Genomic DNA, 25928 nt, shown 5'->3' on the forward strand with positions numbered 1-25928 from the left:
AGTCAGCGCACACTCCGACTAGGACTTATCTGCGGACACTTCCGCAGGCCATACAAACATGGCGACGACTCCGGGTCCGACGTGAGTTCCAACAACTGCGCCAATGCGCGTATATTGTACAGAACGGATATCAAATTGCGTCTGAAGGGCTGCTACCACTTCATCAGCCGATTCTTTTACTTTGCCATAACCAATGGCAAGATGAATAGGCTTCTCTGCAAAATCGCTGCTTAATATTTCAATAATTCGCTGAAGAGCTTTCTTATAGCCGCGTACCTTCTCCATCGCGTATACTTCGCCTACCGGATCGATGGACAGTATGGGCTTAATGTTAAGCAAAGTGCCAAACATTGCGGCCGCTTTCCCGATACGACCGCCCTTCTGTAGAAATTCAAGAGAATCAACAAGGAAGAACAACTTACGCGCCTGCTGCATCCGTGCGATCATCTCTAAAATTTCTTCCTTCGATTGTCCGTTTTGAGCCATCTTGGCCGCTTCAACAACAAACAAACCGAAACCGTATGAAGCAGAACGAGAATCAACTACCGTAATATCAGCTTCTTCTTCCATCATATTGCTAGCAAGCATGGCCGATTGATACGTACCACTTAAAGCAGATGATAAATGGATAGAAATGATAGACGTTTCCGGTTCTTCGTTCAGACGTTTAAACACATCTACAAATTCTATAGGCGAAGGTTGAGATGTAGTTGGCAACTTGGAAGACTGGACTAATTTATCATAAAATTGATCCGGTTCAATCGTAATGGCATCCTTGTACATCTCTTGCCCGAAATGAACTTTGAGCGGCACCATCTCGATGCCATATCGTTCTCGTAATTCGAGTGGAATGTCAGCGGTACTGTCGGTCACGATTCGAACTTGAGCCATGTCGTTGCCTCCCCTTCAACTTGCAATTATGATACTTATTTCAGTTGCTTATTCAACAGAAATAATGTAGGAATAAATAGGTTGTCCACCTTGATGAACTTCTACCTCTGCATCCGCATGATGCAGCGACAGCCACTCCAGCAGGGATTCCGTTTCTTCTTCCTTCGCATCCTCGCCCGTTAAGATCGTAATAATCTCGCCGCCATCTTCTAACATCTTATCGAGCAGCCGCTCACAGGTTCCTGTCAGTTCTGCGGTCGTGGCTACAATCTTGCCACCTGAGATACCGATGAAATTACCCGCTTTAATCTCTAGGTCGTCCATGCTGGTATCACGTACTGCATACGTGACTTGACCAGACTTCACATGAGCGATTGCACTTTGCATAAGCTCCGTGTTGATCTCTACGGACTCTTCTTCCTGGAAGGCAAACGCAGCGGATATCCCTTGCGGGATCGTCTTTGTCTCAAGCACAGTTACGTCACGTTCAACAATCTCTGCCGCCTGCTTCGCAGCCATAATAATGTTAGAATTGTTAGGCAAAATAAACAAATGCTGTGCCGTGATAGACTCGATCGCATCGATAAAGTCTTGTGTGCTAGGGTTCATTGTCTGTCCTCCAGACAACACGACGTCAATACCCAAGCTCTTGTAAATATCCGTGATGCCTTGGCCCATCGCAACGGCGATAAAGCCATATGGTGCAATCTCATCTGCAGGAGGCTCTACCGCAACAGGCTCCGACACAGAGCTTGTTACAGGCATATCTGCGAACACGTCAGCCATCGCAGATTCGCCGTGTTCACCATGCAGCAGCTCACGATGCTGTTCACGCATATTTAAAATATGAATACGAATCAATTCTCCATACTGCATGGCTAAATCCAACACTTCGCCAGGAAGGCGGGAATGCACATGAACCTTAACAATATCGTCATCCGCAATCAGGATGATGGAATCGCCGTTCTTTGCGAGCGCTTTCTCGAACTCCTCTTCCTTGTAGGGACGCTTAGCTCCACGCGAAAGATCGATAAAAAATTCCATATCGTATAAAAATTCAATATCTTCCGTATGCAGCTTGGCTTGAGCCGATGTGTTCTGCTCGCGCTTCGCCGTCTCTTTAACGACTGGAGCTGCAGGTGCCGCAGGAGATGTCACCGATTGAACTTCGCTGGTATCCGCAACAAATTCAGTTGCCCCTGCTTCTAGGGAACGGAGGAAGCCTTCGTAAATATACACCAAGCCTTGTCCACCTGAATCTACTACTCCTACCTGCTTTAATACCGGAAGCAAATCAGGGGTCTTGGCAAGTGCATCCTTTGCTTTTGCAACTACTTCAGCTACAAGCTCCCGGACGTCAGGTGTCCGGCGTGCGATATGTACCGCATGCTTGGCCGCTTCTTTGGCAACGGTCAGAATAGTTCCTTCGACTGGCTTTACAACTGCTTTGTAAGCTGTGTCGACACCACTTTGCAGCGCATTAGCGAATTGAATGGCATTCACCTCATCAAGTCCAGCTACACCGCGACTAAAACCGCGGAACAACTGGGACAAGATAACACCAGAGTTGCCACGGGCTCCCATAAGCAGTCCCTTGGACAACACCTCTGCCGTCTTGGCGATCGAGGCGGACATCTTAGCCTTCATCTCCGCCACTCCGGCCGTCATCGTTAAGTTCATATTAGTGCCTGTGTCTCCATCTGGTACCGGAAACACGTTAAGAGCATTAACGTACTCGGCATGGCGGTTGAGAGAGTCCGCACCGCTTAGCACCATATTGGCAAATTGTGTCCCACTTAAAGAACGCATGTTCAACGAAAATTCCCCTTCCTAGCTTAATACACGTACGTCCTGTACAAAGATATTCACTTGATCTACGGTAAGACCAACAACCTCATTCAACACGTATTTCACTTTTACTTGAATGTTATGCGCTACCTCTGAAATCTTCGTTCCGTAACTAACGACAATATACAAATCTATATGCAGCGCATCCTGAACACGGCGAACTTCAACGCCACGTGTCAGATTCTCGCGACCGAGCAATTCAGCTATACCATCTTTCAATTGCTTGCGCGAAGCCATGCCCACTAGACCGTAACATTCCATTGCGGCTGAACCTGCGATCACAGCGACGACTTCTTCGGAGATGCTTACTTTACCTAGTTCCATTCCAAGTTCAATGGCCATGGTTCGTTCACTCCTTTTTTGAGTATTATAGACTATTCACCATTGTACTATAAGAGAAAACAGAAATAAACAACAGAAATAAACAAAGTTATCGTTTCAGTTGACGAGGTAAATTAGCCTATGTTATGATATTTGAGTATTTGATTGTACGCTTGGTCGCTATGGGATAAGGAGGTGTTAGGCATGGCTCGCAAATGTTATATCACAGGTAAGAACCCTGGATCGGGTAACTCTAGATCACACGCGAACAACAAGACTCGTCGCTCTTGGGGCGTTAACGTTCAGAAAGTTCGCATCTTGGTCGATGGTAAACCGAAACGCGTATACGTGAGCACGCGCGCATTGAAGGCAGGTAAAGTGACTCGCGTCTAATCCCTAGCTTCAATATACAAAAAGCACCTGAACTCGAATCAGGTGCTTTTTTACGTGCGCGTGCCGAAACCCGTGTACATACACTTAACGTACGTGCCGCCTTTGAGTCATTTATACCGCTCTCGCGGAATGATCGTGTCGGATGGAAGGTGACGGATTCAGCAAAAGGGCCGCCTGCAACATCAGCTCTTGTTGAATGTGTTTAAGATCGCCTTCACAAATCCTCCCAGGAACTTAGGCAGCTTAAACGTATAAAATTTCATCTTCCACCCTCCTCGTTGTTCTCAATTATGCTTAAGAGCGAATATTGCCTTCCTTCTCAGTCCTCTCATCGCTTCACTCCACCTATACTGGAACTTCACGCTGACGAGGCTATCGGAGGATGAGCACCTAGAAGATACGAAGCTGCTCCGCTTCGAAAGCACAGATTTGGCTTATTCCCCATCAGGAACGCAGTTCTCGCAACACATCCAAAGCTACAGCGAACTTATACTTTCCTATCCGGACAAAAAAAGGTTACATGAGTCCATTGCTCATGTAACCATCATATGCCGAGTACTGGCATGGTATGCGTGTCACAGCATCAATTCCCTAACTCCCTGCCGCTGTCTAGAGTTGGACTTATCCAACTCGTTGGTCTACAGTCGGACAGGCCTTACAGCCAGCGAGACACCGCTAACACTTATTTACGAAGGTATCGGCATTTGGGATACCGTAATGTATAACGACATTAAAATAAGGAACAACACCATATAAAAGATAGAGAGCACAATAAAAGCAATCCGCATCTTTCGGGAATCGAATTTTCGGAAGAACCACACACCTGCAATAAGTGCTCCTACAGAGCTAAGCAAATTAAACGGCATTGGCAGAAATGCGTACCAGCCTACCAGTGTGCCGCACAGAAAGCTAAAAAAACCGGTTGTTAACGCTGTTCTCCATGTCATACGGTATCTCCCCTTTTCCGTAATCCTAGATGTGTGTGCCTGCTTGGCGTATGGCTTGAATGGCTGCAGCACGATCCTTGCTGCCGTATACCGCACTACCCGCAACGAGCACGTCTGCACCTGCCTCAACAACGGAACGGGCCGTGTCAGTTGTAATGCCGCCATCTACTTCAATATGGAGGCCCTTGTGCCCGCGTTGGTCGCTTAATTGTCTGAGGCGACGAATCTTGTCTACACAGTTGCTAATAAAGCGTTGGCCGCCAAAACCAGGGTTAACCGTCATTACCAATGCCAGATCGATGTCCATGATCACTTCTTCAATTGCAGATATCGGTGTATGCGGATTTAATGCGACACCAGCCCGCACACCCTGTTCTTTAATCTGATAAATGACACGATGTAAATGCGAGCAAGCCTCTGCATGTACAGTAATAATATCGGCTCCCGCTTTAGCAAAGTCTGCTACATATTTCTCAGGCTCGATAATCATTAAATGCACGTCAAGCGGCAAATTTGTATGCGGCTTAACAGCTTGTACAGCAAGCGGCCCAAATGTCAAGTTGGGCACAAATCGACCATCCATCGCGTCGATATGTATCCAATCGGCTCCGCCTTGAGTGACATCCGCCACTTCCTCTCCCAGGCGTGAGAAATCTGCTGATAATATGGATGGAGCAATCTTTAACATATCAATACCTCCGCTTTTTGTCTTTCATCTCTTCCAAGAAGAGGGTGTAATGATGATAACGTGAAGCCGCGATTTGGCCTGCTTCCAGCGCCTCTTTTACTTTACAGCCCGGCTCATGTGTGTGCGTGCAGCCACGAAACTTACATTCGTCAGCATATTGCTGGAACTCCCGGAAACACGCCCCAAGCTGCTCGACGCCAAGCTCCAAGAAATCCAGTTGACTAAAGCCGGGAGTATCTGCGATGTAGCCTCCTCCTGGCAGTGCAATCAACTCCACATGACGGGTTGTGTGCTTCCCTCTCCCTAGGCGATGACTGATCTGATTCGTCTCAAGCGTAATTCCTGGAATCATGGCATTTAGCAAGGATGACTTGCCTACACCAGACTGACCAGCAAACACACTAACATCGTGAGACAACTTTTGCTCCAGCTCCTGATAGCCAAAGCCATGTTTTGAGCTGGTTACGATCACGTTATAACCGATTTGGCGATACGTCTCGATATACTGCTGCACTTCGTCACGCTGCCTCTGACCGATTGCTGCGGGAAGACGATCTAACAAGTCCCATTTGGTAAGCACAATGACCGCATCTAGTCCTGCATGTTCAATATGTACAAGAAACTTGTCTAGCAACTGCGTATTAAAATCCGGCTCTAATACCGAAAATGCCAGCAGCGCAAGACCAACGTTGGCTATTGGCGGACGTATAAGTTCCGTGGAACGCGATCTAATCTCTTCAACCGTACCTTCGCCATTATCAGTCAAAGAGAAGACGACATGGTCCCCGACAAGCGGGGACACGCCTCTCTTCTTAAATATACCTCTTGCTCGACACTGAACCGTTGCTTGCATCGACTCTCCGTCCGGTCGAACGTAATAATAGCCGCTCAGCGCCTTTACGATTAAACCTTCCGGCATACTTCATCCTCCAATGTCTGATGCTTATTTATACTTAACCGCCATTTGCTCCGGAGCCGGTTCCAGTATCAGTTCCAGCATTGCCTCCAGAATCATTACCTTGCCCCGCTCCGCCCTCTGCATGCTGTCCATGACCTTCTTCAGCTTGGCCGGCCCCGTCATCTGGTTTGCCATCAACAGGATGCACTTCTGGAATAGGTACCGTACCTTGCTTCGCGTCCGAATATGAGATCGGATACGTATCTACAAACTTCCCATCACGATGTAATGAGACTACACCATCCTTATTAGGAGCGAGCACAAGCGGGATGGAGAAGACTTGAGTGGTATTGATCTTCTTTGAGCCCCACTCCATATTCTCGCCGCGCGCATCTGTATACACAATGCGGATCGTACTTGTCTTGCCTTCCTCCGCTGGGGTTACAGGCAAATTAAATGTATAGTTGATCGCTTCGGGAGGGTAGCCAGAACTAACGTAAATCTTCACCTCAGCACCCTTTATAACCGGATCATTAGGTTCATATGGATATTGCTTAATAACAGAACCCTGCGCCGCAAAGCTTGCCTCTTCAATAATACCGTCCTTAGCCAGCTTGAGTTGGCTTGCTTCGATCTGTGCAATCGCTGCATCTTTAGTCATTCCTACCAGGTTTGGCATCCCAAACGATTCCTTACCCTTGCTGACATCGAGCTTTACCGTCCCTGTTCGAGGATCAAGCTTTGCTCCCGCCTCCGGCGTCATACCCACAACAACACCGATCTCCGCATCTTCATCAAACACAGGTTTCTCTGAGATCCGTGAACTGTCGAAGCCCATCTCCAGCAGTTTCTTTACGGCCTCGTTAAAGGTCAGGCCTTTTAAGTCTGGCAGCGGCTTGGCAGGTTCACCTTCACTAACATACAACTTAATCGATGATCCTTCCTTAACCATTGTCCCCTGCGCTTTGCTTTGGTTAAATACAATCCCTTTCGCAAAGCCTTCCTTAGGCTCTCTAATAATCGGGTCCTCCGCATGAATGCCGATCTTAGCAAGCTCCTGCAGCGCCGCTTCCTCTGTCAACTTGACTAGGTCAGGAAGTTTAACCTCATCGACAACGAGTAAGCTTTTGACGTAGAACACAACACTGATGAGGATGCCTAGAAATACAAGCGTTGAGCCAATCCAGATCGTTGGTTTCACCCATTTCTTAACAGGAGGCTTGTTAGAGCCATGCTTGCTATTGCTGCCCTCATCCCGCCCACTAGCACGTGATGACAGACTCCCAGGTGCTGCTGTTCTTGATTTGTCATACGACGGGGCGTACCGCTCCTTGTCCGGACCTTGATATTCTGCCGCTCCAGTAGAGACGTCAGGACGAATGGCTGGCATTACACGCGTTTCCTGCTCATCATCGAATATTGCACCGCCGTTTGCAAATGTAACTTTAGGCTCATACATCCGCTCAGGTTGAAGACAAGTGTCCAGGTCGTTTAACATTTCTTTGGCCGATTGGTATCGCTCAATCGGGTTTTTCCGCATGGACTTCAAAATCACATTTTCCACACTTTGCGGGATTAACGGATTCACAAGCCTCGGCTCTTCAAAAGGCTCCTGCAAATGTTTTAATGCCACACTGATCGGGCTTTCCCCAAGGAATGGAAGCTTGCCTGTCAGCATTTGATACAACACAATGCCGAGCGAATATAAGTCAGACTTCTCCCCGGTCGAGACACCTTTCGCATGCTCAGGTGAAAAATAATGGACAGACCCCACCACAGAACCAGTCTGTGTAATCGTAGAGGAAGTAACCGCTCGTGCGATACCAAAGTCTGTTACTTTTACACGGCCATTATTGCCGATTAATATATTATGCGGTTTAATGTCGCGATGAATAATATGATTATGGTGTGCATGGTCAAGCGCATCGCAGATTTGCATGGCAATGCGCACGGCTTCGTCAGATTGCAACGGTGCCCGCTCTTTAATAATTTCATTCAGATTATAGCCTTCCACGTACTCCATCACGATAAAATGAATATCCTCTTCTTGTCCCACGTCATACACACTGACGACGTTAGGATGGGACAGCGAAGCAGCAGATTGCGCCTCACGGCGAAAACGACGAATAAACTCCTCATCGTGCACAAACTGCTGCCGCAGCACTTTAACTGCTACATAACGATTCAGCAGCACGTCAAGCGACTTGTACACCAATGCCATGCCGCCTCCGCCAACGCGAGCGATAATCTCATATCTTCCAGCTAACGTAGTGCCAATCATGCGTTCCACCCCTCTTTCTCGGTGCCCGCACCTGATCCTTGCAAGAGCACAACCGTAACGTTGTCCTCTCCGCCCGCTTCGATAGCCTGGTCAATCAAACGATCAGCTCTCACTTCTAGCGGTAAGGACGGGTCAATGACAGTAGACCAAATATCAGATACACTCACCATATTGGTCAAACCATCGCTGCATAAGAGCAGTGACTCCCCTTCGGTCAACTTTAATGCATTCAGATCTACTTGCACCTGGTTATCGGTGCCTAGCGCACGAGTCAACACATTCCGTCTCGGGTGTCGCTCTGCTTCTTCCGCCGATATTTGACCAGACTTCATTAATTCATAGACTAAGGAATGATCTTCCGTTAATTGCTGTATCCGGTTCCGATTAATTAGGTAAGCACGGCTGTCGCCAATATGACCGATTACACCTGATTGCCCTTTCAAAAAAGCCGCCACAATGGTCGTTCCCATATGGTTGTATTTTTCATCCTGAGAAGCAATCTGATAGACCGTGTCGTTGGCACGTAAAATAGCATGCTTTAGCGCCTGCCCGCGTTCTTTCTCTTCTAAATGCTCCGGTAAAGAGGATAGCTCCCTCACAACAGTATCTACCGCCAAGGTACTTGCGATATCTCCTGCCTGATGTCCGCCCATACCATCAGCTACAATTGCGAGCGTATAACCGTTCGTAAGTGTAGCTGTGTAGGCACGATCTTCATTTACTGCCCGGATCAGCCCAATATCGGATCGATCTACAGCTTTCATTATGATCACCTCGCATTAGATTCCATATGCTTCGCACGCAACTGACCACAGGCCGCCGCGATATCGTGACCCTGCTCACGTCGAATCGTCGCATTAATTCCTTTATCCACAAGCGTATTGTAAAATTTAAATATTTCGTTACGAGGCGTACGAACATAGTTGCGCTCCGGGACGTAGTTAACCGGAATCAAGTTGACATGCGCCATCATTTCCATCCGTTTCAACACATCAGCCAGCTCTTCAGCGTGCTCCACCTGATCGTTGACGCCGCCAATAAGCGCATATTCAAACGTAATCCGACGGCCTGTCTTGTCCTGATAATATTTGAGCGAATTCATTACATCCTCAAACGGGAAACGACGGTTAACGGGCATCAGCTTAGAACGCAGCTTGTCATTAGGAGCATGAATCGAAATAGCCAGATTAATCTGCGTGTTCTCATCTGCAAACTTATAAATACTAGGCACGATTCCGCTTGTAGACACTGTAATATGACGCTGACCAATATGAAGACCTTTCTCCGAGATCATGATTCGTAAAAAGTCCATAGTTGCTTCATAGTTTTCAAATGGTTCACCTGTGCCCATAATAACGATACTGCTCACACGCTCATTTGTTTCATCCAATATTTTCTGCGCTGCAACCACTTGGGCTACAATCTCCCCTGCTGTAAGGTTACGCTTGAGTCCCCCTAAAGTAGAAGCACAAAACGTACATCCGACCCGGCATCCCACTTGCGTAGTCACACAAACACTGTTGCCATAGTTATGCTTCATAACGACTGTTTCGATGGCATGATCGTCATGTAATCCAAACAAGAACTTAATCGTTCCGTCCTGTGATTTCATATGGGTTATTTCTTTAAGGGTTACAAATTGGAATTGCTCGTTCAGCTTGGTGCGCAGTGATTTAGACAGGTTGGACATCTGCTCAAAGTCTGTCACTCGCTTCACGTAAATCCAGTCAAAGATTTGCCCGGCACGAAATGCCGGTTCATCGTTCTCCTTCAGCCACTCCTGCAGCTTGTCGAACGACAGATCGTATATAAATGGTTTCATTAATTATCACACTACCTATTCTGTTATAGCTTACAACGATTATATGAAAGATCTACCTCACCCATTATAACGTTGTAGTCGATTTATTTTACCACAAATGGCAAGTTTGCAAAAATAACTCTGCCCAACTAACAAAACCCGCACCATACAGGGTCCATGCAGTCCCTTACAGCGCGGGTTCTCCGTATCGTAAACTTTGTATTATCTGTAACTGTGTATCCTGTTAGTCGCGCTGTAAACACGCGATAAAGAAACCATCGGAATCAGCATCATGCGGCAGCACCTGCAGCATCCCTTCCGCGCTGCGGTCAAGGGCAGCCGCAAGCTTGTCCGCAGGCAAATGAAGCTTCCACGAATCGTCAAGGCTCCAATTCGTATGCTGCTGAAGAAACTGACCTACAACCTCGTCATTTTCCTCACGCTCGATCGTACAAGTGGAATATACTAGTCTGCCCCCTGGACGAACCAGCTTGGCAGCCTCCTGAATCAATCGGCTCTGTAGGACTGAGATCGAAGCAACATCTTGTGCGTCCTTGCGCCACTTCAAGTCCGGTTTGCGGCGAATGACACCAAAGCCGGTACAAGGAGCGTCAAGCAGAACCACGTCAAAGCTCGCTTCAGCCAATTCTTGACTTAACGTCGCCGCATCAACATTGATCGTTTGTACAGCAGTCAAGCCAAGGCGAGACGCCTGCTCCGCAATAAGTGCAATCTTGTGCGCATGTACATCGTTAGCGACAATTTCACCTTGATTGCCCATGCGCTCCGCAATATGCATCGTCTTGCCACCAGGGGCTGCACAGCAATCCAGTACTCGCATGCCTGCTGTTGGACGCACAGCCTCAACCACCAACATGGAGCTTTCATCCTGTACCGACAGCCTCCCATCCTGATACCATGAGGTCTGCGCTAAGTTACCAACGCCGTACCCGATTATTCCGTCAGGACTAAGCGCGGACGGCATAACCTCCAATCCAAGCTCACTCATCTCCTCGAGCAGCAGATCGCGAGTACCGTGCAGACGATTCACTCGACCGCTTGCATGTGGTGCTTCATTGTTAGCAGCACACATTTTAGCAGTCTCCTTCTCGCCATAAGCCTTAATCCAGCGAGCAACAAGCCATTCCGGGTGCGAATGATTCCAAGAGATAAGCTCAACCGCATTGGCATTCTGAGGTGCATCCCATACTTGCGGATCACGCATGACCCCGCGCAGCACCCCGTTCACAAACCCGGCCATCGCTTGTTGACCACGTCGCTTGGCAATGGATACAGCCTCATTAACTGCTGCATGAGCAGGGATACGATCCAAATACTGCAATTGGTACAAGCTCATACGGAGCAGGTTGCGCATCCAAGGTTTTAACTTGCTCGTGCCCTTGGACACTTTGCGCGCAAGCACACCATCTATCGTGTAGAGCCGCTGAATAGTGCCATACACGAGCTCTGTCGCCAGACCCGCATCCACACGTTCCAGCTTTGCTTCATTTAGCGCCTCATTGAGCTGCAAATTGCTATAAGACTGTTCTTTATCGACCATGATCAGCACATCAAGTGCTACCTCACGTGCTGTCTTTCGTCTAGGACGTACTTCCGTTCCTTTATGGCTCACAACAGCACCGTCCCTGGCGTCATTTTGCCTCCACGAACAAAGTCACGAACTGACATCGCCTTTTTCCCCGCAGGCTGCACTTCAGTTAAGAAAATGGAAGTGTCGCCGGTCTTTACTTCGATTCCTTCTTCGCTCACCGTCAACACAGTGCCGGGTACTACATCCAGCCCAGCAGCAATGCTGCTTTTTGCATCTGAAGTTACAGGAACTGCCGTCGCCCACACCTTAAATACTTCTTCGTTCCAGGTTGTGAAAGCACCAGAGAAAGGAACAAGACCTCTAACCTGATTAAACAACTCACGCGTAGAGCGAGTCCAATCCAATCTTTCATCTTCTCGCTTCAAATTCGGTGCATATGTCGCCAGCGTTTCATCCTGAGCTTCTGCTTGTACATGACCAGCAAGCAGCTCAGGCAAGGTACGACGCAGCAGCTCGGCACCTTCGGCACTAAGCTTATCGAACATAGTCCCTGCGTTGTCAGCATCAGTAATCGGCACTTCTACACCGCTGATCATATCACCAGTATCCATGCCTTCCGCCATGTACATAATCGTGACGCCGGTCTTTGGCTCACCATTCATGATGGAACGTTGAATTGGCGCTCCACCGCGATAGCCCGGCAGCAGTGATCCGTGTACATTAATACAGCCTAAACGCGGAATATCGAGCAGCACCTTCGGTAGAATCTGTCCATAAGCCGCCGTTACGATCAGATCAGGAGCCAATTCGCGAATATGCTCAATAGTCTCAGAGGTACGGAGCTTCTCTGGCTGCCATACCGTAGTTATCCCCTTATCCAGTGCCGCCTGCTTGACTGGAGTCGGTGTCAGCACCCGCTTGCGGCCCACGGGACGATCCGGCTGGGTAACAACCGCTGCCACTTCGTATCCCTCAGCGAGCAGCATTTCCAGGGAAGGCACCGCAAATTGCGGTGTACCCATAAATACGATTTTTGTCATGCGACTACTCCTTGCCTTGACGCTGAATTTCATATACACTGTCCGCTATCGACGTAAACAGAATACCGTTCAGATGGTCAATTTCATGTTGGAATGCTCGTGCCAGGAAGTCTTCTGCGATCATTTCGAACACTTCACCGTTGCGATCCAAGCCCTTTACTTTAATCTTCTGGTGACGTCGCACATCACCATTTAAACCGGGAATACTCAGACAGCCTTCTGGACCGAGTTGTTCCCCTTCCATCTCAATCAGCTCTGGATTTACCATTTCAATAAGTCCGTTATCGTCTCCGACATCCACAACGATCACGCGCTTTAATACCCCAATTTGCGGAGCAGCCAGCCCCACACCTTCCGCATCGTACATCGTATCTGCCATATCGTCGAGAAGCTTGTGCAGATTTGCGTTAAATTTGGTTACTTCTTTAGCCACTTCATGGAGAACCGGATCTGGTTCGTGTACAATAATACGAATTGCCATGTTAAAGCACCGTCCTTTTAATGATCTATTTACGTTATACCCCTATCTATATGGGCATATATGAGCAGTTATCATTGAATAAGCCCAGTTTACATTACCCGTGTGGATAGCAGGCGATCAACCGTAGACTTTAAATCTAGGTTTAAATCAAATTTAAATCAAATATAGCATAATTCAATAACCCCACGCTCATCACATCATCATCTGCGGATCTATATCCACGCTAAACAAGACTCCTTGCTCACGCGACATGGGTTCAAGCGTTACAAGCACTTCGGCCATTAAAGCCGACAAATCGATGTCTCCCTTGCATTTGACAGTACATTGGAACCTGTATTTGTTCTTAATGCGCGGTATTGGAGACGCGACTGGACCAAATACGTCAACAGCTTTTGCTGTAGTGTGCAGCGGCTTCAGCCACCCTTGACGTTCCGCCAGCTCCTTGATTCGAATCGCCGCGTTCTCTGCAGCTCTAACTAGCAGCGGGAGCTGTTCATGTGTCATCGTGAGCAGCGCGAGACGACAAAATGGCGGCACGAGCTGAGTCCGGCGATGACGAAGCTCATCAGATGCAAAGCCGCTGTAATCATGCTGCGACGCATGGATGATCGAATAGTGCTCAGGCGCATACGTCTGTACGACAACCTCACCTGGAAGATGATGCCTGCCTGCACGACCAGCAACTTGCGTAAGCAGTTGGAATGTCTTCTCAGCCGCTCTAAAGTCCGGCATATGCAATGCAGAATCAGCCGCAATGACACCTACAAGCGTGACGTAAGGAAAATCTAATCCTTTAGCAACCATCTGCGTACCAAGCAGTACATCAGCACGCCGTTCACGGAACTGCTGCAGCATCCGCTCATGCGATCCCTTCTCAGTTGTCGTATCCACATCCATACGAATGACTCGAATACCTGGGAAACGACGCGCCAACTGTTCTTCTACCCGCTGTGTACCGGTTCCAAAGAAGCGGATATGCTCACTTTCGCAGGATGGGCAAACGGAAGGCGCTCGCTCTGTATAACCACAATAATGGCAGCGCATGTGCTCTGTCTTCATATGATAGGTCAGAGAGATGTCACATTCTGGACATTGGGCTACGTACCCACACGTTCGGCACATTACAAATGTAGAGTAACCCCGCCGATTCAAGAGCAACACAGTCTGCTCTTCTCGCTCCAATCTTGCTTCCAACGCCGCTTCTAACTGCTGGCTGAACATGGAGCGGTTGCCCACTTTAAGCTGCTCGCGCATATCAACGATTGTGACGGGAGGCAGTTCCCTCCCCTCTACACGAGTAGGCATCGCAAGTGGTGCAAGCTTCCATCTTGGTTGTTCTAACCCTTGCGGAATGTCATCATATCGATCCATCTTCGCAGCATAATAGGATTCCATGGAAGGCGTAGCTGAACCAAGCACCACCACAGCATCGTGTAATCTGGCACGCTCAATTGCTACATCACGAGCATGATACTTTGGCGTTTCTTCCTGCTTGTAAGAGGTTTCGTGTTCCTCATCAATAATAATAAGACCTATATGTCGAAAAGGAGCAAATACAGCTGATCGTGCGCCAATCGCTACCTGTACTCGACCTTCTCTAATCTTGCGCCATTCATCATACCGCTCTCCCTGAGAGAGACGACTGTGCATAACGGCTACCCTTGAGCCGAATCTGCCCTTAAACCGCTCTACCATCTGAGGAGTCAACGATATTTCAGGTACAAGCACGATCGCCTCTTTACCGGCTTTTAGACTCCGTTCAATCGCTTGTAAATATACTTCCGTCTTCCCGCTCCCGGTAACACCGTGCAGCAAGAAAGAACGGGCTTTGCCTTCCTCCAGCGCCAGTGCCAACTGATTGAACACGGATTGTTGCTCTTCCATCAATGGCAAAGGATCTGACGGCTTAAATCTTCGATCTGCGTAAGGGTCTCGCAGTACCTCAACTTCATCTATTGCGACAATACCTTTGTCAGCAAGTGCTTTAACGGCCGCAGCGTTTAGGTCTTTAAGCGGCATTTCTCCATCCATCAACAGCAGCGCTTCCATGGTCTCTCGCTGCCGCTTAGCTTTTAGCGACGCCAGAAATGATTCCGCTTCAATAGACGACACTTGAAGCATTACTCGCTTTAGTTTCTTGACTCCGATGCGATCTTTAATACGTTCCGTCTCGACTAACCATCCGGCAAGTAACGAAGCCTTGATCGCTCTTGCCGCATAGGGATAGGCCTGCAATAGTTTATCTGTAACTACAGGTTCGTGTTCCTTTACATAATGAAGAAGCCTTCTTACAGTCGGCTCGTCTAGCATCGACTGCGAAAGCCACCCGATTAGCGTCTGGTCTCCAACACCATGCTGGTCCCCAGCATCTCGGATCCCCATTGATTCTTCGCTGATTATCGATTCATTAGGCCCTTCATCTTCCCAATCCATCAATTGAGATCTGGTTGAGGACAGGTAAGCCCGCGCTTCTTCTCCAAGACGAAGCGCTTTTTCACTCTTCCCTTTTAAAGCACTAGGAATCATAACTTGTAGTGCTGCCGTATGTGTACACACATATCGATGGCTCATCCATTCCGCCAGCATGACTAAATCCGCAGGTAATGGCGGGACTAGATCAAGTACTTGCTGGACAGCCTTTAACCGGGCAGAAGGAATATCCGAACCCACTGTCAGCCCAATCACAAAACCCTGCACAGTTCTTGGCCCGAAAGGAACGCCTACACGGCTGCCCACTTCTAACCAAGGGCGCATCGATTCAGGAACGCTATAATCAAACGGACGATTCGTCTGCTTGCTGGGAATATCAACAATGACACGCGCAATCCAAGTTACTTCATCCGCCTCGTCTTTAACTTCCGCAGCTTGATCGAAGTCCTGCTTGAATAAGAGTTCATCATTCAATCGCATGCACCTCTTGTACGATGCGTTCCACAGCCAGTTCCATTATGCGATGGGCGATTGCTGACTTTGAGGTCAACGCAATAGACTCTACAAGGCCATTACGATCATATATTTGTACTTCATTATTGTCTGTTCCAAAGCCTGCATCATCGCGAGACACGTCATTGGCTACAATAAGATCACAATTCTTGCGATGCAGCTTATCCATTGCATATCGCTGTACATCATTCGTCTCGGCGGCGAACCCGATTAACACTTGCTGCTGTTTCTGTTCGCCAAGCGTTGCCAATATATCCGGATTGCGCTCTAATTCCAGCATCAACTTGTCAGCTGTTTTCTTCATTTTCTTATCTGCACGTACGACAGGTTTGTAGTCCGCTACTGCTGCAGCCTTCACGACAACATCAGCAGTCGGGAACAGATCCAAGACAGCATCATACATATCTTGTGTTGATTCTACTCGGACCAGGTGTACACCCTCAGGAGGTGCGACCTGTGTCTGTCCCGCAATCAGAGTAACTTTAGCCCCCATGTCACGAGCAGCCGCTGCTACAGCAAAGCCCATCTTACCAGATGAATCGTTCGTAATATAACGCACAGGATCGATTCGTTCGATAGTACCACCCGCAGTAACGATAACTGAGCGGCCCGTTAATGACTTCTGTTGTTCTTGCTGTGTGCTATCAACATTTATGTGTTTTTCGCTGCTAGAAAAAAAACGTTCCACTTGTTCAACGATGTATTCCGGCTCCGCCAAGCGACCTTTACCTACATATCCGCAGGCAAGCAGTCCTTCGCCAGGCTCCACCATAAATACGCCTCGCTCACGCAGCGTATTCAAGTTCTGCTGGACAGCCGGATGTGCGTACATATGAACATTCATTGCCGGGGCAACCATAATCGGCGCGGTTGTCGCCAGTAAAGATGTAGATAACATATCGTCAGCTAGACCATAAGTCATCTTTGCGATAATGTTGGCGGTTGCTGGGGCAATCAGAAACAGATCCGCACTATCGGCCAAATTGATGTGCGACACAACTGATGGATCACGTTCATCAAAGGTGTCCGTGTACACCGGCTGACGCGACAATGTCTGCAGCGTCAGCTCGGATATGAACTGAGTAGCGCTCTTTGTCATGATAACATGGACTGCAGCTCCCGCTTGAGTCAGCTTGCTGCAAAGCGCTGCCGCTTTATAGGCCGCAATCCCTCCGGTTATGCCCAGCACAATCGTCTTCCCGTGCAACATAAGCTCCCGCCTTTCGTGATCTAAATCTCTTCAAGCTGTACACCAATACTCGATAAATCACTATTAGTTGTATATATCACTAGTTGCATAAACCACTGTCTGCAAATGCAACAGTTATTTATAAACTCGACACTCTATAAGCCAACCTGGTTAAAGAACAATCGTCCATATGAAAAAAATAACAACCTTGCGGTTGTTTAATGTTCTCCATCATAAGTGCCGTAGGAACAGCACATGTATAACAAGGCATCCTGCACTGCTATGTAACAAGCCGATTAAGCGTTAATGGTGCCTTGACGTTCATTGAACCATTTCTGGGCAATAAGCCTGTCCTATTGTACCATGCCATCATACATGCGAGAGCATCGCCTACTGAATCTCCCGCAGGTGATTCAATACGCGATGCTCCTGCAGCTTTATTGCTGTTGCGGGTCCTGCTCGATACGAATAAATTCATCGTAAATTTCTTCGAGCGCCATCCCTACATATTTGTGAGATTTCGGCTGCAACAACTCCGAACGCTCCCCTTCACGAAGCTGACGTGCACGACGAGAAGCTGCAACAACCAAAGAATACTTGCTGTCGGCTTTTCTTACCAATTCATCGATAGATGGATATAACATAGTTCCGCACCCCTTTTGGCAAATTCAAACCGTGAGAAGGCACACTTGAAAAGTGCGCCTTCCTAAAGTCTACGCGGTAGACTTAAATTTTACAATGTTCGGCTATAATAATACTTTCTATACGTTTGCAAGCCATGTCGATCTCATCGTTAACGACAGCATAATCATAATGCTCCATTAACGCGATCTCTTCAATCGCTACATTCATACGATGGTCGATAACCGTTTCATTTTCCGTACCACGACCAATAATTCGATCCTTAAGCTCGTCCAGCGACGGTGGCAAGAGGAAAATAAAAATACCGTCCGGAAACTTCTCCTTGACCTTCAGTGCGCCCTGCACTTCAATCTCAAGAATAATATCTTTACCTTGCTCCAATGTCGTGTCGACGAAGTCACGTGGTGTTCCGTAATAGTTACCGACGTATTCTGCGTACTCCAGAAGAGCATCCTCTTCGATCATACGGAGGAAGTGATCACGTGACTTAAAGAAATAATTCACGCCATCTACTTCGCCAAGACGAGGCTGGCGAGTTGTAGCGGACACCGAATACGTCAGATTCGATGTCTTCTTCAGCAATGCTTTACATACCGTCCCTTTTCCAACACCGGATGGACCGGACAGCACAATCAATAAACCCTTCTTCATGTTCTTCTCCATTTTATTCGTCGTTGTCGTCATCCTTCGTTGATAAGCGATGAGCCACCGTCTCCGGTTGAACCGCCGATAAAATGACATGGTCGCTGTCCGTAATGATAACCGCGCGCGTACGTCGTCCGTAAGTCGCGTCGATCAGCATATGACGGTCACGTGCTTCTTGGATAATACGCTTGATCGGAGCCGATTCCGGACTCACAATCGAAATAATGCGGTTGGCAGATACGATGTTACCAAAACCGATATTAATCAGCTTAATTGCCATTCCTGGTCCTCCCTCTAATTCGACGCTCCATGTTACTCCATGTTCGCTACTTGCTCGCGAATCTTCTCTAACTCTGCCTTCATCTCTACTACCCGATTGACCAGTTCCAGATGATTCGCCTTTGAACCTATCGTGTTCGTCTCGCGATTCATCTCCTGTATCAGGAAATCAAGTTTCCGTCCAATCGGTTCGTTGCTGGAGAGCAGTTGGTTGAATTGCTGTAAATGACTCTTCAGCCTGGTTAGTTCTTCATCGACGTTGGAGCGCTCCGCAAAAATCGCGACCTCCATACCGTACTTCGCATCATCAAACGTAAGATGCTGATCCGCCAACTGCTCGAGTCTCTGCTTCAGCTTCGCCCGATAATCCGTTACTACTACCGGCGCCCATTCTACTAGTTCGGCATGAATGGCTTCAAGACGGGCCAGTCTTTCCTTGGTATCCTGCTCCAAGTGACTGCCTTCTATTGCACGCATCCGACATAGACCTTCCAATGCTTCGCTTAATCCGTCCTCCAAGCAAGCTTGCAGCTGTTCATCAGACCAAGTCGTCACTTCACGAACCGTCATCACATCCGGCAGACGGAGCAATTCATTCACATCTACATGACCAGACATGCCGTACTTCTGACGAAGCTGCTCAGCTGCTTGCATGTATGCATCAACAACTTGCATGTTGATTTCAACCGAACTTGTGGATTCGCCTGCACGCTCTTTGTTAATAAAGACGTCTACACGACCGCGAACGATTCGCTGCTGCACCATACGACGCAGCCGATCTTCATAACAAGTCCATTCCCGCGGCATTCGAACCACGATCTCGCTGTATCGATGATTTACGGATTTCATTTCCATACTAATCTTATATCCACCGATTTCTTGGGTGGACTGACCATATCCGGTCATACTGAAAACCATCGGAACCACATCCATTATTCTATTCTAATTCATTATGTTAGTCGAAACAAGGGGTCGGCCGGGCGTTCCGCTTTTTCCCATACATAGGATGTTAATTCTACTGTCATCTCATAGAACATAAAAGGAGTAATCAAATAAATCCCATTAAAATGTTTCATGGCTTCGTCGAGCAGTTCTTTGGCAATCTCAACTCCGACCTTTCGCCCAGCCGCACCCTCTAGCCCAGCCATGCGGGCACGAACCTCATTCGATAACGTAATGCCTGGCACCTCGTTGTGAAGATACTCTGCATTCCTTCCACTTGCAAGCGGCATAATCCCAATAAAGATCGGAATATTCAAGTGACGCGTAAGCTCGCCAATTCGAGCGATCAGTTCAACGTCATACACAGGTTGGGTCATAATATAATCTGCCCCGGCTTCAATTTTGCGTTCGAGACGGTCAACCGCTTTCTCCAAATACTTCACGTTGGGGTTAAATGCAGCTCCAACAACAAAGTTAGCGCGCTGCTTGAGCGGCTTGCCTGAGAACGCTACCCCAGCGTTTAGCTGTTTAATCATTCTTATTATCTCAAATGAAGTTAGATCGTACACCGAACTCGAGTCAGGCAAATCTCCAAAGCGCGCAGGATCTCCGGTGACGGCAAGCACATGATCAATATCAAGCGCATCCAATCCCATCATATGTGATTGTGTGCCGATCAAGTTGCGGTCACGACATGCGATATGAATTAAAGGCCGAATCTGCGCTTCCTTCTGAATTAAATGGCCAAGCGCCAGATTGCTCATTCGAGTCACTGCAAGTGAGTTGTCTGCCAACGTAACAGCATCCGCACCCGCAAGCTTTAGCGCATGCGCGCCTTTCATAAACTTGGCGGTATCCAGATCACGTGGCGGGTCAAGCTCGACAATAACGGTATGACGCTTCGCGACCAGATCCACAATACTGTCTTCGCGCTTTGCGCCATCATTACGATCTTGGGTGGACACAGTCCCGCTGACTTCCAGCGCAGATCCACTTTCTATGGTCGTCTCGTCCTCTACCATTAGGCTTATATCAGGAAGCTCTTCAGCCTTCACCTGACTTAGCGCATCAGCGATAGCTCGAATATGATTAGGAGTAGTACCGCAGCAGCCGCCAATAATACGGGCACCTTGCTTAGCAAACTCCACCGCACTTTGCGCCATGTACTCTGCGGAAGCGACAAAGTTATAGCGACCGTCTACATAATCCGGAAGACCTGCATTCGGGAAAGAAGACATTGGCAGGCCGACACGTCCATTCACCGCTTCGAATGCACGTAATATACCGTTAGGTCCCATACGGCAGTTCAGGCCGACAATGTCCGCCCCGTCTTCACGCAGTACACGGAACGCCTCTGCGAGCGTAAATCCATCCTTGGTACGATAAGATTCTTCTACTGCGAATTGACAAACTGTCGGAACTTGCGCGTCCAAGCGACGTGTAATTTGTAATGCCAATCTCATTTCTTCCAGGTCATAGAAGGTCTCAAACATAATACCATCCACGCCTTCTTCCAGCATGGCTGAGATTTGCTCCTCGTAATCTCGCGCTACAAGTGAGGTGTGAATATTTTCTCGCTTACCCGCACGAATGGAGCCGAGAGCACCGACTACATAGGCTTTACCTTGAGCCGCTTCACGCGCCAAGCGAACACCAGCTCTATTAATATCTTTGACTTTAGATTCCAGTCCATGCTTATACAATTTTTCTCGGTTCGCTGTAAAGGTATTGGTCTCTAATAGCTGCGCCCCTGCCTCTACATACTCGCGATGAATGTTACGGATAACGTCAGCTTCCGTAATGTTAAGCGCTTCATAAGAAATCCCGACCGGGTAACCAAAATGATATAGATACGTTCCCATAGCACCGTCACCAACTACAATACCCTGCTGCACAGCTTGTCTTAAGTCCTTCAGTTTCCCTATCATATGAGCCACCCCACTCCACACTATTGGATACCTGTTTATTTATGAACAAAAGACGCCCCGAGCGGGGCGTCACGCTTCTCATGCAACATCAGACAACTAGAACTGGAATCCATGATCCAACCTTCTAGCTGCTTGACTTCTTTCCATTATACCGCTTTATTCCCAAAAATGCGTTAAAAAAAGCCTAGTATTCATCTATTTTTAAAGATTTCCTTTTACCCATTGACCTGTAAATACAATTTCGGCAGGTCCAGTCATATAGACATGATTATCCTGCTCATTCCATTCGATAAACAAATCTCCGCCAGCTAGCGATATCGTGGCTTCACGCTCGGTTTTGCCGTTCAGTACGCTTGCTACAAGTGTCGCACAAGCGCCTGTTCCACAAGCAAGTGTTGGTCCCGCACCACGTTCCCACACCCGCATATCCACAAAGTCACGACGCTGAACGGAAGCAAATTCAACGTTGATCTTGCGCGGGAATAGTGGATGCCGTTCCAATACAGGCCCCCACTGCTGAACATCAAAAGTAGTGGCATCCTCTACGTAGATCACACAATGGGGATTGCCCATCGACACCGCTGTAAAATGAAACGTATGACCAGCCACTTCAACCGGCATGTTCACCACTGGCTTAGCATCGATTGTAGTGGGTATTTGGAGACCATCCAAGATCGGTGAACCCATATCGACTCGTACAGATTGCACGATCCCGTTATCTGTATTGAGCTGAACCCGCTGTACACCTGCGCCGATTGTCTCAATTGTTAGCTCGTCTGATGTTACATATCCGCGGTCTGCTACGTATTTGGCTACACAACGAATCGCATTGCCGCACTGTTCAGCTTCTGTACCGTCAGAATTAATGATTCGCATCTTAAAGTCGGCACGCTCAGATGGAAGAATATATACGAGACCATCAGCACCGATACCGAAGAATCGGTTGCAAGTCTCTATCGCAAGCTGCGATACTTGATCAGGCAGCGCTTGTTCGCCATGTACCACGATAAAGTCATTTCCAAGACCGTTCATCTTCGTAAACTGCATCGACTGTCACTCCTTCTACTTCGCCGCAAATCGTCAATGTGTCTCCCCTTACTTAAAGCAGAAGAGATTAATCTCCCCTATTCACATCAGATAACTAGATATGCAACTTATAAAGTAAGGATACCGTAAAAGGACAAAAATGTATATTGATGAACTGAAAAAATGTTTGCACTTTATCACGTAAAAATGAACAGACCAACGAACACCTAAGCAGCACGGCGGCGCGGTGGATAAGTCGCCTTTCTCCGTCTATTGGTCGACTTCTTGCCAGACATTACAGAGCCGATGCCAAGCAAGAAAGTTGGAATTCCAGCCATTACAAATGTGATGGCCCAATCACGCAAGCCTAGCGGAACGGTTTTAAATATAGGCTGAAGCTGCTCAATATACAATACGCCCAGCAAAAGCAGCACGGATGAGAGGACAGCCAGCACCAAATATTTATTCTGGAACAAATTACGATGGAAGATAGAACGTGAGCTGCGGCAATCAAACACATGAATAAGCTGAGCCATGACCAGCGTCGCAAAAGCAACCGTCTGCGCCTTCATCAACTGCTCAGCACTATCTGGATTGGCTTTAAGCGTCATCCAGAATGCTGCCAGCGTACAGACACCGATCAGCAAGCCGCGGCTAATAATCTTCCAGCCAAGCCGTCTTGCAAATATGTTTTCCTTTGCAGAACGCGGTCGATGCTCCATCAAGTCTTTCTCTGCTTGATCTACACCAAGTGCCATTGCCGGCAAACCATCCGTCACTAGGTTAACCCACAATATTTGAATCGGAATGAGCGGCAGCGGCAGTCCTAGCATCATCGCAAAGAACATCACTAATATTTCACCAACGTTGGACGCGAGCAAATAACGGATAAACTTGCGAATATTTTCGTAGATTCCTCTACCTTCTTCAATCGCAGAGACAATTGTCGCAAAATTATCATCACTTAAAATAAGGGAGGAAGCCTCCTTTGTCACATCGGTGCCGGTTATCCCCATTGCAATGCCGATATCTGCCGCTTTAATAGCAGGTGCGTCATTGACACCGTCCCCCGTCATCGCTACGACATGTCCTTGTCGCTGCAGCGACTTCACAATACGCAGCTTATGCTCCGGTGATACACGCGCGTACACATAAATCTGATCGACAACTTTATCCAGGTCGTCATCTGTCATATGGGCTAACTGCGCACCATTTACTGCGATACCACCCTTCGGCATAATGCCTAGCTGACCTGCGATAGCCTCGGCAGTCAATTGATGATCCCCAGTGATCATCACCGTTTTAATACCTGCCCTACGGCATTGGCTGATCGCATCACGCACTTCGCGCCGCGGTGGATCCATCATACCGGCCAACCCAACAAAAATAAGTTGAGATTCTACAGCATTCTCGTTGTCAACCTGTTCACTCGGCTTTAACTCACGATAAGCTGTGCCAAGCACACGCAGTGCTTGCTTCGCCATCTGCTCATTAGCAGCCTGAGCTTTCTGCTTGAGACTGCCTGTAAAGGGAACCACTTTGCCATCCCATAATACATACGCGCACCGATCCATTAGTACGTCTGGCGCGCCTTTTGTGAACAGTATGCTGCCACCCTGATGCTCAACAACTACAGACATACGTTTCCGTTCCGAATCAAACGGAAGCTCCTGTACGCGCTGATAGGCGCTGCCAATTGAAGACGCCGTCACGCCCAGCTTGGCCGCCATAACAAGCAGAGCTCCTTCTGTGGGATCTCCCTTAATGCCCCACACAGGCTGAACATCATCGCGCCCCTTTCGTTTCGCGCCTTTACCCGACTTCTCCATTTCCGCTTCCTCTGGATAAACCTCATCAAGCACCGCATTGTTACATAACGCACTAATTTGCAGCAGGCGACGAAGCTGCTGGTCATTTTTCAAGTCCAACGGTTGGCCTTGTTCCGAAATATGACCGATTGGCTCATACCCCTCACCGCTCACCTCAAGCGTTCGGCCGCCAAGCCACAAATTGGTGACCGTCATCTTGTTTTGCGTCAGTGTTCCTGTCTTGTCAGAACAAATGACAGATGCGCAGCCCAATGTCTCAACAGATGGCAATTTGCGCACGATCGCTTTACGCTTGATCATTCGCTGCACCCCAAGAGCCAGTGCAATGGTTACAATGGCAGGCAGACCTTCAGGAATGGCTGCAACCGCAAGACTTACGCCAGCCAAAAACATGCCAAGAGCTGGTTGACCATGCATAATACCTGCCACAACAACCATAATGGTTAGTACCAAAGCTACGATAATCAAAATTTTACCCAATTGTTCCAAACGGTGCTGCAGCGGTGTCTCCATCGACTCCGTGCTCTCGATCAAATGCGCAATCTTGCCCATCTCCGTGTCCATGCCTGTCCGTACAACGATCCCTCTGGCCGTGCCGCGGGACATCATCGTACCCATAAAGCCGATATTTTTCATATCACCCAGTGGAATATCATCCCGATTGATGACCTCAAAATGCTTATTAACTGGCACCGATTCACCTGTTAAAGCAGATTCCTCGACATAACAACTGTTCGTTTCCAACCAACGAATATCAGCAGGCACACGATCTCCACTCTCCAACACGACTATATCCCCAGGCACAAGCTCTCTTGCTGGAAGATGCTGTAGTTGACCAGAGCGAATCACTTTGGCTATCGGGGCTGATAACTGCTTCAGTGCACGAAGCGAGCGCTCCGCTCGGAACTCCTGGACGAAGCCAAGCACCCCGTTCAAAATGATAATGGCGATAATCGTCACTGCATCCAGATATTCGCCAAGCATACCGGATACAAGTGTCGCCCCCGCCAGGACAAGTACCATAAAATCTTTAAACTGATTCAAAAATAAAGCCAAGGGGGATATTCGCTTACCTTCCGACAGTTCGTTAGCTCCATAGCGGTCTTGACGTTGTGCGGCTTCCTCTTCTGTGATTCCTTGGTCTGCGTGGACGCCCAGCGTATCCAGCAGTTGTGTACACGTCAGCCGGTGCCACTTGATTTGTTCCATGTTCCGTTCCCCTTTCTACCCAATTGTGCTGCACCGATGATTTCGTGTGAATCCAATATTCTTGAACAGCGTAGTAACCCGTGAGGAACCATTCAAGTGCTCATACGGACAGCCTTTAGATTAAAGTTATTCGGACGAGACTAAAAATATCCCAA

23 protein-coding genes are annotated in these 25928 nt (G+C 48.1%); 1 reads left to right on the forward strand and 22 read right to left on the reverse strand.

Going from position 1 to position 25928, the window contains the following annotated elements:
• Positions 1 to 18 precede the first annotated feature (18 nt).
• The 3 genes from MH117_RS09155 to MH117_RS09165 are packed head-to-tail and all read right to left on the reverse strand — an operon-like array spanning position 19 to position 3081.
• On the reverse strand, positions 19 to 891 hold the full coding sequence (locus MH117_RS09155) for a DegV family protein (protein ID WP_239328346.1): 873 nt from the start codon (positions 889 to 891) through the stop codon (positions 19 to 21).
• A 48-nt stretch (positions 892 to 939) separates the two neighbouring features.
• Positions 940 to 2667, reverse strand: coding sequence for a DAK2 domain-containing protein (locus MH117_RS09160; protein ID WP_239328705.1), 1728 nt, complete (start codon positions 2665 to 2667; stop codon positions 940 to 942).
• Between the two features lie 54 nt (positions 2668 to 2721).
• Positions 2722 to 3081, reverse strand: coding sequence for an Asp23/Gls24 family envelope stress response protein (locus MH117_RS09165; protein ID WP_239328347.1), 360 nt, complete (start codon positions 3079 to 3081; stop codon positions 2722 to 2724).
• 183 nt (positions 3082 to 3264) lie between these two features.
• Here MH117_RS09165 and rpmB point away from each other — a divergent pair, with 183 nt between their 5' ends.
• Complete coding sequence (rpmB, locus tag MH117_RS09170; RefSeq protein WP_239328348.1) at positions 3265 to 3453, forward strand: 50S ribosomal protein L28; 189 nt, start codon at positions 3265 to 3267, stop codon at positions 3451 to 3453.
• A 182-nt stretch (positions 3454 to 3635) separates the two neighbouring features.
• Here the strand turns inward: rpmB and spoVM are convergent, their stop codons facing one another.
• The 19 genes from spoVM to MH117_RS09265 form a co-directional block, all read right to left on the reverse strand.
• Positions 3636 to 3716, reverse strand: coding sequence for a stage V sporulation protein SpoVM (spoVM, locus tag MH117_RS09175; RefSeq protein WP_036696910.1), 81 nt, complete (start codon positions 3714 to 3716; stop codon positions 3636 to 3638).
• A gap of 423 nt (positions 3717 to 4139) precedes the next feature.
• Positions 4140 to 4400, reverse strand: a complete 261-nt coding sequence (locus MH117_RS09180) for a hypothetical protein (RefSeq protein ID WP_239328349.1) — start codon at positions 4398 to 4400, stop codon at positions 4140 to 4142.
• A 25-nt stretch (positions 4401 to 4425) separates the two neighbouring features.
• Entirely contained in the window at positions 4426 to 5088 is a 663-nt protein-coding gene (gene rpe, locus MH117_RS09185; protein ID WP_239328350.1) for a ribulose-phosphate 3-epimerase, read from the reverse strand.
• Position 5089: 1 nt separating this feature from the next.
• Positions 5090 to 6007, reverse strand: coding sequence for a ribosome small subunit-dependent GTPase A (rsgA, locus tag MH117_RS09190; protein ID WP_239328351.1), 918 nt, complete (start codon positions 6005 to 6007; stop codon positions 5090 to 5092).
• A gap of 34 nt (positions 6008 to 6041) precedes the next feature.
• Complete coding sequence (pknB, locus tag MH117_RS09195; RefSeq protein WP_239328352.1) at positions 6042 to 8267, reverse strand: Stk1 family PASTA domain-containing Ser/Thr kinase; 2226 nt, start codon at positions 8265 to 8267, stop codon at positions 6042 to 6044.
• Positions 8264 to 9031 carry a Stp1/IreP family PP2C-type Ser/Thr phosphatase gene (locus MH117_RS09200; protein ID WP_239328353.1) on the reverse strand — a complete coding sequence of 256 codons (768 nt, stop codon included), beginning with the start codon at positions 9029 to 9031 and terminating at the stop codon, positions 8264 to 8266. Before MH117_RS09200 ends, pknB begins: the two co-directional genes overlap by 4 nt.
• Positions 9032 to 9036: 5 nt before the next feature.
• Complete coding sequence (gene rlmN / locus MH117_RS09205) at positions 9037 to 10089, reverse strand: dual-specificity RNA methyltransferase RlmN (protein WP_239328354.1); 1053 nt, start codon at positions 10087 to 10089, stop codon at positions 9037 to 9039.
• Positions 10090 to 10312: 223 nt separating this feature from the next.
• Positions 10313 to 11701: a 16S rRNA (cytosine(967)-C(5))-methyltransferase RsmB gene (gene rsmB / locus MH117_RS09210; protein WP_343224450.1), complete on the reverse strand. Its 1389-nt coding sequence runs from the start codon at positions 11699 to 11701 to the stop codon at positions 10313 to 10315.
• On the reverse strand, positions 11698 to 12660 hold the full coding sequence (gene fmt, locus MH117_RS09215; RefSeq protein ID WP_239328355.1) for a methionyl-tRNA formyltransferase: 963 nt from the start codon (positions 12658 to 12660) through the stop codon (positions 11698 to 11700). The genes rsmB and fmt overlap by 4 nt, the downstream gene beginning before the upstream one ends.
• Positions 12661 to 12664: 4 nt before the next feature.
• Positions 12665 to 13141, reverse strand: a complete 477-nt coding sequence (def, locus tag MH117_RS09220) for a peptide deformylase (RefSeq protein ID WP_239328356.1) — start codon at positions 13139 to 13141, stop codon at positions 12665 to 12667.
• Between the two features lie 192 nt (positions 13142 to 13333).
• The gene (gene priA / locus MH117_RS09225) at positions 13334 to 15967 is read right to left on the reverse strand and encodes a primosomal protein N' (protein WP_239328707.1); all 2634 of its coding nucleotides are present in this window, start codon (positions 15965 to 15967) and stop codon (positions 13334 to 13336) included.
• 70 nt (positions 15968 to 16037) lie between these two features.
• Positions 16038 to 17294: a bifunctional phosphopantothenoylcysteine decarboxylase/phosphopantothenate--cysteine ligase CoaBC gene (gene coaBC / locus MH117_RS09230; protein WP_239328357.1), complete on the reverse strand. Its 1257-nt coding sequence runs from the start codon at positions 17292 to 17294 to the stop codon at positions 16038 to 16040.
• Between the two features lie 416 nt (positions 17295 to 17710).
• A complete protein-coding gene (gene rpoZ / locus MH117_RS09235) occupies positions 17711 to 17917 on the reverse strand; it encodes a DNA-directed RNA polymerase subunit omega (RefSeq protein ID WP_028545060.1) in 207 nt (68 codons plus the stop codon).
• An 82-nt stretch (positions 17918 to 17999) separates the two neighbouring features.
• Complete coding sequence (gmk, locus tag MH117_RS09240) at positions 18000 to 18566, reverse strand: guanylate kinase (protein ID WP_239328708.1); 567 nt, start codon at positions 18564 to 18566, stop codon at positions 18000 to 18002.
• Positions 18567 to 18579: 13 nt separating this feature from the next.
• Complete coding sequence (remA, locus tag MH117_RS09245) at positions 18580 to 18840, reverse strand: extracellular matrix/biofilm regulator RemA (RefSeq protein WP_005548256.1); 261 nt, start codon at positions 18838 to 18840, stop codon at positions 18580 to 18582.
• Between the two features lie 32 nt (positions 18841 to 18872).
• A complete protein-coding gene (locus MH117_RS09250) occupies positions 18873 to 19757 on the reverse strand; it encodes a YicC/YloC family endoribonuclease (protein ID WP_239328358.1) in 885 nt (294 codons plus the stop codon).
• A gap of 32 nt (positions 19758 to 19789) precedes the next feature.
• On the reverse strand, positions 19790 to 21709 hold the full coding sequence (locus MH117_RS09255) for a bifunctional homocysteine S-methyltransferase/methylenetetrahydrofolate reductase (RefSeq protein WP_239328359.1): 1920 nt from the start codon (positions 21707 to 21709) through the stop codon (positions 19790 to 19792).
• A 201-nt stretch (positions 21710 to 21910) separates the two neighbouring features.
• Positions 21911 to 22756 carry a diaminopimelate epimerase gene (dapF, locus tag MH117_RS09260; RefSeq protein WP_239328360.1) on the reverse strand — a complete coding sequence of 282 codons (846 nt, stop codon included), beginning with the start codon at positions 22754 to 22756 and terminating at the stop codon, positions 21911 to 21913.
• A 206-nt stretch (positions 22757 to 22962) separates the two neighbouring features.
• Entirely contained in the window at positions 22963 to 25773 is a 2811-nt protein-coding gene (locus MH117_RS09265; RefSeq protein ID WP_239328361.1) for a calcium-translocating P-type ATPase, SERCA-type, read from the reverse strand.
• Positions 25774 to 25928: the final 155 nt, after the last annotated feature.

This window comes from Paenibacillus sp. ACRRX (assembly GCF_022346885.1).
Lineage (GTDB): Bacteria > Bacillota > Bacilli > Paenibacillales > Paenibacillaceae > Paenibacillus_B.

Bases quoted from the DNA above. Each gene is read 5' to 3' on its own strand.
- MH117_RS09160 (WP_239328705.1), bottom strand. From the start codon at position 2,667: ATGGTGCTAAGCGGTGCGGACTCTCTCAACCGCCATGCCGAGTACGTT.
- gmk (WP_239328708.1), bottom strand. From the start codon at position 18,566: ATGAAGAAGGGTTTATTGATTGTGCTGTCCGGTCCATCCGGTGTTGGA.
- MH117_RS09265 (WP_239328361.1), bottom strand. From the start codon at position 25,773: ATGGAACAAATCAAGTGGCACCGGCTGACGTGTACACAACTGCTGGAT.
- rpmB (WP_239328348.1), top strand. From the start codon at position 3,265: ATGGCTCGCAAATGTTATATCACAGGTAAGAACCCTGGATCGGGTAAC.
- remA (WP_005548256.1), bottom strand. From the start codon at position 18,840: ATGGCAATTAAGCTGATTAATATCGGTTTTGGTAACATCGTATCTGCC.
- MH117_RS09165 (WP_239328347.1), bottom strand. From the start codon at position 3,081: ATGGCCATTGAACTTGGAATGGAACTAGGTAAAGTAAGCATCTCCGAA.
- fmt (WP_239328355.1), bottom strand. From the start codon at position 12,660: ATGACAAAAATCGTATTTATGGGTACACCGCAATTTGCGGTGCCTTCC.
- def (WP_239328356.1), bottom strand. From the start codon at position 13,141: ATGGCAATTCGTATTATTGTACACGAACCAGATCCGGTTCTCCATGAA.
- MH117_RS09155 (WP_239328346.1), bottom strand. From the start codon at position 891: ATGGCTCAAGTTCGAATCGTGACCGACAGTACCGCTGACATTCCACTC.
- MH117_RS09200 (WP_239328353.1), bottom strand. From the start codon at position 9,031: ATGAAAGCTGTAGATCGATCCGATATTGGGCTGATCCGGGCAGTAAAT.
- rlmN (WP_239328354.1), bottom strand. From the start codon at position 10,089: ATGAAACCATTTATATACGATCTGTCGTTCGACAAGCTGCAGGAGTGG.
- spoVM (WP_036696910.1), bottom strand. From the start codon at position 3,716: ATGAAATTTTATACGTTTAAGCTGCCTAAGTTCCTGGGAGGATTTGTG.
- rpoZ (WP_028545060.1), bottom strand. From the start codon at position 17,917: ATGTTATATCCATCTATCGATGAATTGGTAAGAAAAGCCGACAGCAAG.
- rpe (WP_239328350.1), bottom strand. From the start codon at position 5,088: ATGTTAAAGATTGCTCCATCCATATTATCAGCAGATTTCTCACGCCTG.
- dapF (WP_239328360.1), bottom strand. From the start codon at position 22,756: ATGCAGTTTACGAAGATGAACGGTCTTGGAAATGACTTTATCGTGGTA.
- pknB (WP_239328352.1), bottom strand. From the start codon at position 8,267: ATGATTGGCACTACGTTAGCTGGAAGATATGAGATTATCGCTCGCGTT.
- MH117_RS09255 (WP_239328359.1), bottom strand. From the start codon at position 21,709: ATGATAGGGAAACTGAAGGACTTAAGACAAGCTGTGCAGCAGGGTATT.
- rsgA (WP_239328351.1), bottom strand. From the start codon at position 6,007: ATGCCGGAAGGTTTAATCGTAAAGGCGCTGAGCGGCTATTATTACGTT.
- MH117_RS09250 (WP_239328358.1), bottom strand. From the start codon at position 19,757: ATGGTTTTCAGTATGACCGGATATGGTCAGTCCACCCAAGAAATCGGT.
- MH117_RS09180 (WP_239328349.1), bottom strand. From the start codon at position 4,400: ATGACATGGAGAACAGCGTTAACAACCGGTTTTTTTAGCTTTCTGTGC.
- coaBC (WP_239328357.1), bottom strand. From the start codon at position 17,294: ATGTTGCACGGGAAGACGATTGTGCTGGGCATAACCGGAGGGATTGCG.